Raw genomic sequence first — 13192 nt, forward strand, 5'->3', positions numbered from 1 at the left:
CCCCCAACAGCGAGAACTCCATGCGCATCGTCTTCGCGGGCACTCCCGAGTTTGCCGCCGAACACCTCAAGGCCCTGCTGGCCACTTCGCACGACATCGTTGCCGTATACACCCAGCCCGATCGCCCCGCCGGGCGGGGGCAGAAACTCATGCAAAGCCCAGTCAAGCAATTGGCCCTGGAGCACGGCATTCCCGTCCTGCAGCCAGCGACCCTGCGCGACCCCCAGGCCCAGGCCGAGCTGCGCGCGCTGACGCCGGATTTGATGGTGGTGGTCGCCTATGGCCTGATCCTGCCGCAGGCGGTGCTCGACATCCCGCCGCTGGGCTGCATCAACAGTCATGCCTCGCTGCTGCCGCGCTGGCGCGGAGCGGCGCCGATCCAGCGGGCGATCCAGGCGGGCGATACCGACAGCGGCGTTACCGTGATGCGCATGGAGGCGGGTCTGGATACCGGCCCGATGCTGCTCAAGGTCAGCACCCCGATCGACGCTCACGACACCGGCGGCAGCCTGCACGACCGCTTGGCGCAAATGGGCCCACCGGCCGTGGTCCAGGCCATTGCCGGGCTGGCCGCCGCTACCCTGCAGGGCGAGGCGCAGGACGACAGCCTGGCCAACTACGCCCACAAGTTGGACAAGAACGAAGCGCGCATCGACTGGGCCCAACCGGCCGTGGTGCTCGAGCGCCAGGTGCGGGCGTTTTTCCCTTGGCCTGTCTGCCACAGCACCTTGAATGGCGAAGCGCTGAAGGTGCTGGCCGCCAGTTTGGCCGAAGGCAGCGGCCGGCCAGGCGAAATCATCCAGGTCGACAAGGACGGGCTGACCATAGCCTGCGGTGAACAAGCCCTGCGCCTGACCCGCCTGCAGTTGCCGGGAGGCAAGCCGCTCGACTTCAGTGACCTGTTCAACAGCCGCCGCGACCGGTTCGTGGTCGGCACGGTGCTGGGCCAATGAACCCGCGTCTGGCGGCGGCCCGTGCGTTGGCGACGGTACTCAGCGGCAAGGCCTCGCTCAACAGCTCCTTGCCCAGGGAGCTGGACAAGGTCGAGGCGCGCGACCGTGGCCTTACCCAAGACCTGGCATTCGGCACCGCCCGCTGGCAGCCCCGTCTCGACGCGCTGGCCGAGCGCCTGCTGCAGAAGCCTTTCAAGGCCGCCGATGCCGATGTACATGGCTTGCTCCTGGTCGGGCTCTACCAGTTGCTGTACACCCGGATTCCAGCCCATGCCGCGATCGGCGAAACCGTCGGCTGTGCCGACAAGCTGAAGAAGCCCTGGGCCAAGGCGCTGCTCAATGCCGTGCTGCGCCGAGCCCAGCGTGAGAGCGAGGCCATTCTTGCCGAACTCGAACGTGACCCGGTGGTGCGCATGGCGCACCCGCGCTGGCTGCAGAAATCGCTGAAAGCCTTCTGGCCCGAGCAGTGGGAAGCCATCTGCGCCGCCAACAACGCTCATCCGCCGATGATCCTGCGGGTCAACCGTCGCCATCAGCCGCGCGATGCCTACCTGGGCCTGCTGGCCGAACAAGGCGTGGCGGCCCAGGCTTGCGTGTACAGCCGTGATGGCATCGTCCTGGCAGAAGCCTGCGACGTGCGCGGGCTGCCGGGCTTCAGCGAAGGCTGGATCAGCGTCCAGGATGAAGCAGCGCAACTGGCCGCCGAACTGCTCGACCTGGCGCCCGGCCAGCGGGTACTCGACGCCTGCTGCGCGCCGGGCGGCAAGACCTGCCACATTCTGGAAGCCGAGCCGGCCCTGGCTACTGTGGTAGCCGTGGATCTCGAGGAAAAGCGTCTGGTTCGAGTGCGCGAGAACCTGCAGCGATTGGGGCTGCAAGCCCAGTTGATCGCAGCCGATGGCCGCGATACCCAAGCCTGGTGGGACGGTCAGCCGTTCCAGCGGATCCTGCTCGACGCCCCCTGTTCGGCCACTGGCGTGATCCGCCGCCATCCCGACATCAAGCTGACCCGCCAGCCCGACGACATTCCGGCCCTGGCCGTGCTGCAAGGGCAGTTGCTTGACGCCCTGTGGCCAACCCTGGAGGTCGGCGGGGTGCTGCTCTATGCCACCTGCTCGACACTGCCCACGGAAAATACCGAAGTCATCGAAGCGTTCCTGGCGCGCACGCCCGGCGCCCGCGAACTGGACCTGGCCACGTCCGCCGGCATCAAGCAGGCTCATGGCCGCCAATTGCTGGCACAAGAAGGCGGTCACGATGGCTTCTACTATGCCAAGCTGATCAAGATCACCGCCGTACGCGGCCACTGACGGGGAGTAATGGATGAAGATCATCATCCTGGGCGCAGGTCAGGTGGGCGGCACGCTGGCCGAGCACCTGGCCGGCGAGGCCAATGACATCACCGTGGTCGATACCGACGCCGAACGCCTGCGCAACCTTGGCGATCGCCTGGACATCCGCACCGTGCAGGGCCGCGGCTCGTATCCGACAGTGCTGCGCCAGGCCGGTGCCGACGATGCCGACATGCTGGTGGCGGTGACCAACAGCGACGAGACCAACATGGTCGCCTGTCAGGTGGCCTACACCCTGTTCCATACCCCCACCAAGATCGCCCGGGTGCGCGAGTCGGCCTATCTCACCCGCGCCGGCCTGTTCAACAACGACGCCATTCCGGTGGATGTGCTGATCAGCCCGGAACAGGTGGTGACCAACTACATCAAGCGCCTGATCGAGTACCCCGGCGCCCTGCAGGTCATCGACTTCGCTGGCGGCAAGGCACAGCTGGTGGCGGTCAAGGCCTACTACGGCGGCCCGCTGGTGGGTCAGCAACTGCGGCAGATTCGTCACCACATGCCCAAGGTCGATACACGGGTGGCTGCCATCTTTCGCCGCGACCGGCCGATCCTGCCACGCGGCGACACGGTCATCGAAGCCGACGACGAGGTGTTCTTCATTGCAGCCCGCGAAGACATTCGCGCGGTGATGAGCGAACTGCGCCGGGTCGACCAGAGCAACAAGCGGGTGGTCATCGCCGGCGGCGGGCAGATCGGCGAGCGCCTGGCCGAGGCCATCGAAAGCCGCTACCAGGTGAAGATCATCGAGATGAACCCGGCACGCTGCCGCTACCTCTCCGATACCCTGGACAGCACCGTGGTGTTGCAGGGCAGCGCGTCCGACCGCGATCTGATGCTCGAAGAGAACATCGCCCAGGCCGATATCTTCCTGGCCCTGACCAACGACGACGAAGCCAACATCATGTCCTCGTTGCTGGCCAAGCGTTTGGGCGCGCGCAAGGTCATGACCATCATCAACAACCCGGCCTACGTGGACCTGGTCCAGGGGGGCGAAATCGATATCGCCCTGAGCCCGCAGCTGGCAACCATCGGTACCCTGCTGGCGCACGTAAGGCGGGGCGATATCGTCAGTGTGCACTCGCTACGCCGGGGCGCCGCGGAGGCCATCGAGGCCATCGCCCATGGCGACGCGCGTTCGAGCAAAGTGATCGGCAAGCCCATCGAAACCATCGACCTGCCTCCGGGAACGACGATCGGCGCGATCATTCGCGATGACCAGGTGATCATCGCGCACAGCGACACGGTGATCGAGGCCGGTGACCACGTGATCCTATTCGTCGTGGACAAGAAATACATCCGCGACGTCGAGAAGCTCTTCCACGTCGGCCTGAGCTTCTTCTGACCCCCAGCCTCGCTCATCCAAAAAGCGGGCCGTCCAGGAGCCCGCTCTGTGAAAGCTGGTCTAGTGCAAGCATGCCCTGTGGGAGCGGGTCTCTGCCCGCGAAGAAGCCCCCACGCCAGCCGCTAGCTCAATACCACCTGGCCTCACCCGCCGGCCGCTTCTTGAAGCGCTTCATGCTCCACATATACTGGCTCGGATAGGCCCGCACATACTTCTCGACCACGCCGCTCATCGCCGCGACCGACGTGTACGTGTCGGTGCTGTACATCGCCTCGGGTGCCGCTTCCAGGATCACCTTGTAGCCCGAACCATCGGGCAGGCGCACGGCATGCAGGAACACGCCGACGGCCTTGCCGCCGGCGAGCATGTTGGGCACGAACTTGCTGGTCAGCGCCAGGGTGCCGAGAAACGGCACGAACAGCCCGGCCGATTCGGCGGGTTCCGGGTCGGCGGGAATGCCCACCTGGCCACCCTTGCGCACCTCCTTGATGACACTGAGGATGCCTTCCTTGGTCGAGGCCGCAACGCGGTTGCCCAATTGCACCCGTTGCTTGCGCAACAGCTCGTCCACCGCCTTGAGCTTGGGTGGACGGTAGAAAATGATCGGCTTGCACTGGTTGCAGTAGAAGTGATTGAGCACTTCCCAATTGCCCAGGTGGCTGGTGATGCCGACCACGCCCTTGCCCGATGCCAGGGCATCCTTGAGCACGTCCAGCCCCTCGACCTCGCGCACCAGGTCGAGCGAGCGCTGGGCCGGCCAGATCCAGGCACAGGCGCTTTCGGTCAGGGTCTTGCCGATGTCCATCAGGCTGCGTCCTGCGAGGCGCTCGCGCTCGGCAGCGTCCATGTCCGGAAAACACTTGGCCAGGTTGATGCGCACCACCTCGCGAGAGCGGTTGGGCAGCTTCCACATCAACCAGCCGATGGCCGTGCCGACCCACTGCACGGTGCGCCACGGCAGCAGCGCGAACAACCGCAAGGCACCGACCATCAGTGCCCCTTTGAACTTATCCACAGATCACTCCTTAATTGCCCAGGCGCCCATTCTAGCCTCAGCCGGCCAGCTCGGCGTAGCGGTCGCAATCCTGGGTGTGGTCCATGACCATGCCCGAGGCCTGCATGAAGGCGTAGCAGATGGTCGGCCCGACGAAGGTGAAACCGGCTTTCTTCAGGGCCTTGCTCATGGCCCGGGCTTCCTCGGTTTCAGTGGGGATCTCGCTGCGATCGCGCCGATGGTTGACCCGCGGCTGCCCACCGACGAACGACCAGAGGAAGGCTGCCGGGTCTTCGAGCTGCAACCAGGCGCGGGCGTTCTTGCGTACACCGTTGAGCTTGAGGCGATTGCGCACGATGCCCGGATCCTGCATCAGCACCTCGATTTCCTCGTCACTCATCTGCGCGAGGCGTTGCGGGTCGAAGCCGTGGAGCACCTGCCGATAGCGTTCACGCTTGCGCAGCACGGTGATCCACGACAGGCCGGCCTGGAACCCTTCCAGCGCAAGCAACTCGAACAGGGCGCCCGCCTCGCGCAGCGGCACGCCCCATTCAAGGTCATGGTAGGCCTGGTACAAGGGGTCTTGGGTACACCAAAAGCAGCGAGGCATTAGGGCTCCATGGGTAGAGGCGCCGCGGATTCGCGGTATACTCCCGCTCTTTATATTCGCAGCCCTAGAAACAGGTGAATTTCGTGAGCCAGCCTACGCCAGCCGTGCGTACCTTCCAAGACTTGATCCTCGCCCTCCAGCAATACTGGGCCGAGCAAGGTTGTGTGGTGCTTCAGCCCTACGATATGGAAGTGGGCGCCGGCACTTTTCATACCGCCACGTTCCTGCGCGCCGTGGGCCCGGAAACCTGGAATGCCGCTTACGTGCAACCCAGCCGCCGTCCGACCGATGGCCGCTACGGCGAGAACCCCAACCGCCTGCAGCACTACTATCAGTTCCAGGTGGTTCTGAAGCCCAACCCGGACAACTTCCAGGAACTGTACTTGGGTTCGCTCAAGCACATCGGCCTCGATCCGCTGGTGCACGACGTCCGCTTCGTCGAAGACAACTGGGAGTCGCCGACCCTGGGCGCCTGGGGCCTGGGCTGGGAAGTCTGGCTCAACGGCATGGAAGTCACCCAGTTCACCTATTTCCAGCAGGCTGGCGGCATCGAATGCTACCCGGTCACCGGCGAGATCACCTACGGCCTGGAACGCCTGGCCATGTACCTGCAGGGCGTCGACTCGGTCTACGACCTGGTGTGGGCCGATGGCCCGTTCGGCAAGGTGACCTACGGCGACGTGTTCCACCAGAACGAGGTGGAGCAGTCCACCTACAACTTCGAGCACGCCAACGTCGACAAACTCTTCGAGCTGTTCGATTTCTACGAAAGCGAGGCCAAGCGCCTGCTCGAACTGGACCAGCCACTGCCGCTGCCCAGCTATGAAATGGTCTTGAAGGCGTCCCACACCTTCAACCTGCTCGATGCTCGCCGCGCCATTTCGGTCACCGCGCGCCAGCAGTACATCCTGCGCGTGCGGACCCTGGCCCGTGGTGTGGCACAAGCCTACCTGATGGCCCGTGCCAAGCTGGGTTTCCCCATGGCGACCCCCGATCTGCGAGATGAAGTATTGGCCAAGCTGGAGGCTGCGCAATGAGTGCTCAAGATTTTCTGGTCGAGCTGGGCACCGAAGAGCTGCCACCCAAGGCCCTCAACACCCTGGCCGACGCCTTCCTGGCCGGCATCGAGAAAGGCCTGCAGGCCGCCGGCCTGAACTACAGCGCCAAGAACGTCTACGCTGCGCCACGCCGCCTGGCTGTGCTGATCACCGGCCTGGATACCCAGCAGCCGGACCGCAGCATCAATCTCGACGGCCCGCCGCTGCAGGCCGCCTTCAATGCCGAAGGCGAGCCGACCCAGGCTGCACTGGGCTTTGCCAAGAAATGCGGAGTGGATCTCAGCGAGATCGACCGCAGCGGACCCAAGCTGCGCTTCAGCCAGAACATCGTCGGCAAGCCGACGGCCAGCCTGTTGCCGACCATCGTCGAAGACTCCCTCAACGACCTGCCGATTCCCAAGCGCATGCGCTGGGGCGCGCGCAAGGAAGAGTTCGTGCGGCCAACCCAGTGGCTGGTCATGCTGCTGGGCGACGACGTCATCGATTGCACGATCCTGGCCCAGAAGGCAGGCCGTGAATCGCGTGGTCACCGTTTCCATCACCCGCAGAACGTGCGCATCAGCTCGCCTGCTGGCTACCGCGAAGACATGCGCAAGGCCTACGTACTGGCCGATGCCCACGAACGCCGTGAACTGATTGCCCGACGTACCGCCGAGCTGGCCACCCAGCAGGAAGGCAGCGCCATCGTCCCACCGGCGCTGCTGGACGAAGTGACGGCCTTGGTCGAGTGGCCCGTGCCGCTGGTGTGTTCGTTCGAGGAACGCTTCCTGGATGTCCCGCAGGAAGCGCTGATCACCACCATGCAGGACAACCAGAAGTATTTCTGCCTGCTCAACGCCGACGGCAAGCTGCTGCCGCGTTTCATCACCGTGGCCAACATCGAGAGCAAGGACCCGCGCCAGATCGTCGAGGGCAACGAGAAAGTCGTGCGTCCACGCCTGACCGATGCCGAGTTCTTCTTCAATCAGGACAAGAAGCAACCGCTGGAAGCCTTCAACAAACGCCTGGAAAACGTGGTGTTCCAGGCGCAGTTGGGCAGTGTCTACGACAAGGCCGTGCGGGTTTCCAAGCTGGCGGCCTACATTGCCTCGCGCATTGGTGGCGATGCCCAGCGCGCGACGCGGGCAGGCCTGCTGTCGAAGTGCGACCTGGCCACGGAAATGGTCGGCGAGTTCCCGGAAATGCAGGGCGTGGCGGGCTATTACTACGCGCTCAACGCCGGCGAACCCGAAGACGTCGCGCTGGCACTCAACGAGCAATACATGCCTCGTGGCGCCGGCGCCGAGCTGCCCAGCACCCTGACCGGTGCGGCCGTGGCCATCGCCGACAAGCTCGACACCCTGGTCGGCATCTTCGGCATCGGCATGCTGCCCACTGGCAGCAAGGACCCCTATGCCCTGCGTCGCGCGGCCCTGGGCGTGCTGCGCATCCTGATCGAAAAGCAGCTGGACCTGAACCTCAACGAAGCCGTGAGCTTCGCCGTCTCGGCCTTCGGCACCCAGGTCAAGTCGGCCGGGCTTGCCGAGCAGGTGCAGGAGTTCATCTTCGATCGCCTGCGCGCTCGCTACGAGGACGAGGGCATCGATGTGGCCACTTATCTTTCGGTGCGCGCCCTGCAACCCGGTTCGGCACTGGACTTCGATCAGCGCGTGCAGGCTGTCCAGGCGTTCCGCCGGTTGCCTGAGGCCGCCGCGCTGGCTGCCGTCAACAAGCGTGTCTCGAACCTGCTGAGCAAGGCCGAGGGCAAGGTTGCTGCCACCGTGGAGCCCAAGTACTTCGACAACGCCAACGAGTTCTCGCTGTACTCGGCCATCACCCAGGCCGACCATGCGGTGGCGCCGATGGCTGCCGAGCGTCGCTACAACGAAGCCTTGACCCGTCTGGCCGCCCTGCGCGAGCCAGTGGATGCGTTCTTCGAAGCGGTGATGGTCAATGCCGAAGATGCCAATGTGCGGGCCAACCGCTATGCCTTGCTGGCACGTCTGCGCGGTCTGTTCCTGGGCGTCGCCGACATTTCGTTGCTGGGGTAGGCCTTGAAACTGCTGATTCTCGATCGCGACGGGGTCATCAATCATGACTCCGACGCCTACATCAAATCAGTCGCCGAATGGCTGCCATTGCCTGGAGCGATCGAGGCCATTGCACAGTTGCACCAGGCTGGCTGGACGGTGGCCGTCGCTACCAACCAGTCTGGCCTGGCGCGCGGTTACTACGACCTGGCCACCCTCGATGCCATGCACGCCCACCTGCGCGCGCTGGTCGCGGAGCAGGGCGGCGAGGTTGGCCTGATCGTGCATTGTCCCCATGGTCCGAATGACCAGTGCACCTGCCGCAAACCGCGGCCGGGTTTGCTGCAGCGCATCGCTGCCCACTATGACGCGCCCCTGACCGGCGTTTGGTTCGTCGGCGACAGCCTGAGCGATCTGCACGCCGCAACGGCAGTGGCTGCTCGACCCGTGCTGGTGAAGACCGGCAAAGGGCTACGGACCCTGACCCAGGACCTGCCCGAGGGAACCCTGATTTTCGATGACCTGGCGGCAGTCGCCAGGCACCTTATCCACACTTGACGGTATCCACCGCTATGTCGATCCTGCGGGCAATCAGAATCTTTGCCTTTTATCTGCTTCTGGGCAGCAGCGCCTTGCTGTGGTGCACCCTGAGCTTTTTCATCGCGCCCTTTCTGTCCTTCAAGGCGCGCTACCGTTTCATCAACGTCTACTGGTGCCGCTGTGCGCTGTGGCTGACGCGCGTCATGCTGGGTATCGACGTACGGGTGAAAGGTGCGGAAAACGTTCCGCAAACTCCATGCGTCATCGTTTCCAACCACCAGAGCACGTGGGAAACCTTTTTCCTTTCCGCCTACTTCCAGCCCCTGAGCCAGGTGCTCAAGCGCGAGCTGCTGTTCGTGCCGTTCTTTGGCTGGGCCATGGCCATGCTGCGCCCCATCGCCATCGACCGCGACAATCCCAAGTCGGCACTCAAGGAAGTCGCCAGCAAGGGCGACACGCTGTTGAAGGACGGCGTCTGGGTACTGATCTTCCCGGAAGGTACGCGTGTGCCATACGGCCAGATCGGCAAATTCACCCGCAGCGGCAGTGCCCTGGCGGTGAACGCGCAGTTGCCGGTGTTGCCCATTGCGCACAATGCCGGGCGCTACTGGCCCAAGGAAGGCTGGAACAAGCATCGCGGTACCATCGAGGTGGTCATCGGGGCACCCATGTACGCCGAAGGCACCGGACCGCGGGCCATTGCGGCCTTGAACGAGCGCGTCCAGGCCTGGAACGAGCAAACTCAACAAGCCATGGGCGCGCTGCCGGAGCATCCGGAAATCGCACCCACGCCGGTTATCTAGTTTCTGTGGATAACTTGTGTATTGTTTCTCGTGCAATGTCTTTGAAAGCTGCGTAACCCTCTGTTGGCTATGCAGTTTTCAAAACCCATCGAAACCCGACAATTGGTGCATAAGTTTTTTGCACGGCGGTGAAAGGCTCGTCTTTTCGAGCCTTTCACCGCTGGGTTTTCAGCCAGACGTCAGACCTTGTCCAGGTCCACGTGGCGGGTTTCCTTCAAACAGAACATCCCCACCACGAAGCTGATACCGGTCACCAGCACCGGATACCACAGTCCGTAGAAGATATCCCCCGTGTACACCACCAGCGCGAACGAGACCGTGGGCAGGAATCCGCCGAACCAGCCGTTGCCAATGTGGTAGGGCAGGGACAAGGACGTGTAGCGAATGCGGGTGGGGAAGAGCTCGACCATCACCGCCGCCAGCGGCCCATAGGTCATCGTGGCAATCAGGATCATGGCAACGATGATCAACACCACCATGGGTTGATTGACCAGGCTCGAATCGGCCTTGGCGGGGTAGCCTGCCTGAGCAATGGCCGCGCGCAGGGCTGGCTCATCGTAGCCGTTGATCCGTTGCTCACCGACCGTGATTGCCACATCCGTGCCGTCGACCGGTGCCGCCGAGCTGTACGGCACACCCGACTTGATCAGCAACGTCTTGACCTTGTCGCAGGGGCTGTCGAATTTGGCCTTGCCCACTGGGTCGAACTGGAAGGTGCATGTAGAAGGGTCCGCCATCACCGTGACCGGCGAGTTGCGAGTGGCATTGTCGATCTGCGGGTTGGCGTAGTGGCTCAAACCCTTGAACAGGGGGAAGTAGGCGAAGGTCGCCAGCAGCAGGCCAAGCATCAGGATGGGTTTGCGCCCGACACGGTCGGACAGCCAACCGAAGAACACGAAGAACGGCGCACCGATGACCACACTGATGATCAGCAGCTGATTGGCCAGTGCCGGGTCCATCTTGAGCATCTGCGTCAGAAAGAACAGCACGTAGAATTGCGCACAGTAGAACGTTACGGCCTGCCCAGCATTGATGCTGAACAACGCGGTCAACACGATCTTCAGGTTCTGCCAGGAACCGAACGACTCGCGGATCGGCGATTTACTGGTCTTGCCCTCGGCCTTCATCTTGGTGAAGGTGGGCGATTCGCTCAGGCTCAGGCGGATCCAGGTGGAAATGCCCAGCAGTACGATCGACAGCAGGAACGGCAGGCGCCAGCCCCAGACTTCGAATTGATCGCCACTGATATAGCGGCTGCCCATCACCACCAGCAGTGACAGCAGCAGGCCGAGGGTGGCTGTCGACTGGATCCAGCCGGTGTGAAAGCCCCGTTTTTTCTGCGGCGCATGTTCGGCCACGTACGTCGCTGCGCCGCCATACTCGCCGCCCAGGGCCAGGCCCTGAAGCATGCGCAACAGCACCAGGATGATCGGCGCGGCAATGCCGATGCTGGCATAGGTCGGCAGCAATCCCACTGCAAAGGTCGAGACGCCCATCAGGATGATGGTCATGAGGAAGGTGTACTTGCGCCCGATCATGTCACCCAGACGCCCAAACACCAAGGCGCCAAAGGGTCGCACCAGGAAGCCTGCGGCAAACGCCATCAGGGCGAAGATGAAGGCTGTGGTCTCGTTCACTCCGGCGAAGAACTGCTTGCTGATCACCGCAGCCAGGGCGCCGTACAGGAAGAAGTCGTACCATTCGAAAACCGTCCCCAGCGACGATGCGAAGATGATCTTCTTCTCGTCCCGGTTCACGGCAGGCGCAGCCGCCGCGCCGTGTTGCAGATAATCCGCCATATTGCCATCCTCAGTGATTATTGTTGTTGTTCCACTGTTGCCTTTTCCGAGTACTGCCTGCACTCGGTCAAATCGTTTCCGGCACCTGCAGCGCAGTGGCCGGCACGGCCTCCAGCGGCTGCGGATGCAGAATCATCTGCGCTGCCTTTTCTGCAATCATCACCGTCGGTGAGCAGGTATTGCCCGAGACGATTTCCGGCATGATCGACGCGTCTGCCACACGCAGACCCTGCACGCCACGAACCTTGAGTTGCGCATCCACCACCGCCAGGGTGTCGTTGCCCATGCGACAGGTACCGGCTGGATGAAAGATAGTCGTTCCTATGCGTCCTGCTGCCGCGCGCAGCGCTTCTTCACTCTGCACGTCCGCGCCTGGCAGGTATTCCTGCGGGGCAAAGCCTTGCAGGGCCGAGCCCTGGACGATCTTGCGCGTCAGGCGTATGGCATCGACCGCCACCTGCACGTCGTCGGGATGGCTGAGATAGTTGGGATCGATCAACGGCGCTGCGTCCGGATCGGCAGAGCTGATGTCCACCCGCCCGCGGCTCTTGGGCCGCAGGTTGCAGACCGAAGCGGTAAACGCAGGAAAGCGGTGCAGCGGCTCGCCGAAGCGCTCCAACGACAGCGGCTGTACATGGTATTGAAGATTGGGGGAGGGCTGCTCGGGGCTCGAGCGCACGAAGGCGCCCAGTTGACTCGGCGCCATCGCCAGCGGCCCGCTGCGGTCGTACAGGTAGCGCACGCCCATGCCGAACTTGCCCCACAGGCTGTTGGCAACCTGGTTGAGAGTGCGCGCGTTGCTGACCTTGTACACCAGCCGCAGCTGCAGATGATCCTGCAAATTGCCACCCACGCCAGGCAGCTCGTGCTGCACATCGATACCCAGGCGTTCGAGCAAGGGCCGGGGGCCAATGCCGGAGCGCTGGAGAATGTTTGGCGAACCGATGGCGCCGGCGCACAGAATGATCTCACCGCGCGTCTCGAACCGATGGTCGGCGCCCTGCCAGCGGGCAGCCACCGCATGGGCACGGCCGTCTTGCAGCAGCACCTTGTCCACCCGCACGCCCGTATGCACCGTCAGATTCGACCGCTTCAGCGCAGGGCGCAAGAACGCCTTGGTCGAATTCCAGCGCACCCCGGACTTCTGATTGACCTGGAAGTAACCGCAACCCTGGTTGTCTCCGGTGTTGAAGTCTTCGATGCTGGCGATCCCGGACTCGGCCGCCGCACTGCGGAAGGCGTCGAGAATGGGCCAGCGATAACGCTGCTGCTCGACTCGCCACTCGCCCTGGGCGCTGTGGAACTCGGAGTCGCCGGCATGATGGTTTTCGCTCTGGCGAAACAGCGGAAGAACGTCTTTCCAGCCCCAGCCGGGATTGCCTTGGGCCTCCCAGCGATCATAGTCGCTGGACTGGCCGCGCATGTAGATCATGCCATTGATCGACGAGCAGCCGCCGAGGACCTTGCCGCGAGGGTAGTTGAGGCTGCGGCCGTCGAGGCCTGGTTGTGGCTGGGTCTTGAAACACCAGTCGGTGCGGGGATTACCGATGCAGAACAGATAACCGACCGGGATGTGGATCCAGGCATAGTTGTCCCGGCCACCTGCCTCGAGCAACAGCACCTGTACCGAAGGGTCGGCCGACAGTCGATTGGCAAGCAGACAACCTGCAGGACCTGCGCCGACAATGATGTAGTCATAGACGGATGGGACTGATGGCATGGTGTACTC

General features: G+C 63.4%; 11 protein-coding genes. 7 read left to right on the forward strand and 4 right to left on the reverse strand.

Annotation, left to right across the window (positions count from 1 at the left end; translation table 11 throughout):
* Nucleotides 1–20 precede the first annotated feature (20 nt).
* From fmt to trkA, 3 genes are read left to right on the forward strand one after another with little or no spacing between them, the layout of a single operon-like run.
* Nucleotides 21–953 (forward strand): methionyl-tRNA formyltransferase, encoded by a 933-nt coding sequence (gene fmt, locus IFT76_RS16005; protein ID WP_192059267.1) that lies wholly within the window; start codon nucleotides 21–23, stop codon nucleotides 951–953.
* Nucleotides 950–2263, forward strand: coding sequence for a 16S rRNA (cytosine(967)-C(5))-methyltransferase RsmB (gene rsmB / locus IFT76_RS16010; protein ID WP_192059269.1), 1314 nt, complete (start codon nucleotides 950–952; stop codon nucleotides 2261–2263). The genes fmt and rsmB overlap by 4 nt, the downstream gene beginning before the upstream one ends.
* A gap of 13 nt (nucleotides 2264–2276) precedes the next feature.
* Nucleotides 2277–3650, forward strand: coding sequence for a Trk system potassium transporter TrkA (trkA, locus tag IFT76_RS16015; RefSeq protein WP_122480055.1), 1374 nt, complete (start codon nucleotides 2277–2279; stop codon nucleotides 3648–3650).
* A gap of 127 nt (nucleotides 3651–3777) precedes the next feature.
* Here trkA and IFT76_RS16020 read toward each other — a convergent pair whose 3' ends face one another.
* Together IFT76_RS16020 and IFT76_RS16025 are read right to left on the reverse strand one after the other, a co-directional pair.
* Complete coding sequence (locus IFT76_RS16020) at nucleotides 3778–4665, reverse strand: lysophospholipid acyltransferase (RefSeq protein ID WP_122796662.1); 888 nt, start codon at nucleotides 4663–4665, stop codon at nucleotides 3778–3780.
* Nucleotides 4666–4702: 37 nt separating this feature from the next.
* Entirely contained in the window at nucleotides 4703–5254 is a 552-nt protein-coding gene (locus tag IFT76_RS16025) for a DNA-3-methyladenine glycosylase I (protein ID WP_192059272.1), read from the reverse strand.
* A gap of 83 nt (nucleotides 5255–5337) precedes the next feature.
* Here IFT76_RS16025 and glyQ point away from each other — a divergent pair, with 83 nt between their 5' ends.
* From glyQ to IFT76_RS16045, 4 genes are read left to right on the forward strand one after another with little or no spacing between them, the layout of a single operon-like run.
* Nucleotides 5338–6291, forward strand: coding sequence for a glycine--tRNA ligase subunit alpha (glyQ, locus tag IFT76_RS16030; RefSeq protein ID WP_043193756.1), 954 nt, complete (start codon nucleotides 5338–5340; stop codon nucleotides 6289–6291).
* The gene (glyS, locus tag IFT76_RS16035; RefSeq protein WP_192059274.1) at nucleotides 6288–8342 is read left to right on the forward strand and encodes a glycine--tRNA ligase subunit beta; all 2055 of its coding nucleotides are present in this window, start codon (nucleotides 6288–6290) and stop codon (nucleotides 8340–8342) included. The genes glyQ and glyS overlap by 4 nt, the downstream gene beginning before the upstream one ends.
* 3 nt (nucleotides 8343–8345) lie before the next feature.
* Entirely contained in the window at nucleotides 8346–8879 is a 534-nt protein-coding gene (gene gmhB / locus IFT76_RS16040) for a D-glycero-beta-D-manno-heptose 1,7-bisphosphate 7-phosphatase (RefSeq protein WP_122480051.1), read from the forward strand.
* Between the two features lie 14 nt (nucleotides 8880–8893).
* Entirely contained in the window at nucleotides 8894–9664 is a 771-nt protein-coding gene (locus IFT76_RS16045) for a lysophospholipid acyltransferase family protein (protein WP_122480050.1), read from the forward strand.
* Nucleotides 9665–9843: 179 nt separating this feature from the next.
* On the opposite strand, the gene IFT76_RS16050 is transcribed toward IFT76_RS16045, so the two are convergent.
* Both IFT76_RS16050 and IFT76_RS16055 read right to left on the reverse strand, forming a co-directional pair.
* Complete coding sequence (locus tag IFT76_RS16050) at nucleotides 9844–11463, reverse strand: MFS transporter (RefSeq protein WP_122716097.1); 1620 nt, start codon at nucleotides 11461–11463, stop codon at nucleotides 9844–9846.
* Between the two features lie 67 nt (nucleotides 11464–11530).
* Entirely contained in the window at nucleotides 11531–13183 is a 1653-nt protein-coding gene (locus tag IFT76_RS16055; RefSeq protein WP_192059275.1) for a GMC family oxidoreductase, read from the reverse strand.
* Nucleotides 13184–13192: the final 9 nt, after the last annotated feature.

Source organism: Pseudomonas sp. CFBP 13727 (genome assembly GCF_014841915.1).
Lineage (GTDB): Bacteria > Pseudomonadota > Gammaproteobacteria > Pseudomonadales > Pseudomonadaceae > Aquipseudomonas > Aquipseudomonas baltica.

Excerpts from the sequence above, each read along its gene's own strand:
- fmt (WP_192059267.1), top strand. The coding sequence starts at position 21 with ATGCGCATCGTCTTCGCGGGCACTCCCGAGTTTGCCGCCGAACACCTC.
- rsmB (WP_192059269.1), top strand. The coding sequence starts at position 950 with ATGAACCCGCGTCTGGCGGCGGCCCGTGCGTTGGCGACGGTACTCAGC.
- trkA (WP_122480055.1), top strand. The coding sequence starts at position 2,277 with ATGAAGATCATCATCCTGGGCGCAGGTCAGGTGGGCGGCACGCTGGCC.
- IFT76_RS16025 (WP_192059272.1), bottom strand. The coding sequence starts at position 5,254 with ATGCCTCGCTGCTTTTGGTGTACCCAAGACCCCTTGTACCAGGCCTAC.
- glyS (WP_192059274.1), top strand. The coding sequence starts at position 6,288 with ATGAGTGCTCAAGATTTTCTGGTCGAGCTGGGCACCGAAGAGCTGCCA.
- IFT76_RS16045 (WP_122480050.1), top strand. The coding sequence starts at position 8,894 with ATGTCGATCCTGCGGGCAATCAGAATCTTTGCCTTTTATCTGCTTCTG.
- IFT76_RS16050 (WP_122716097.1), bottom strand. The coding sequence starts at position 11,463 with ATGGCGGATTATCTGCAACACGGCGCGGCGGCTGCGCCTGCCGTGAAC.
- IFT76_RS16055 (WP_192059275.1), bottom strand. The coding sequence starts at position 13,183 with ATGCCATCAGTCCCATCCGTCTATGACTACATCATTGTCGGCGCAGGT.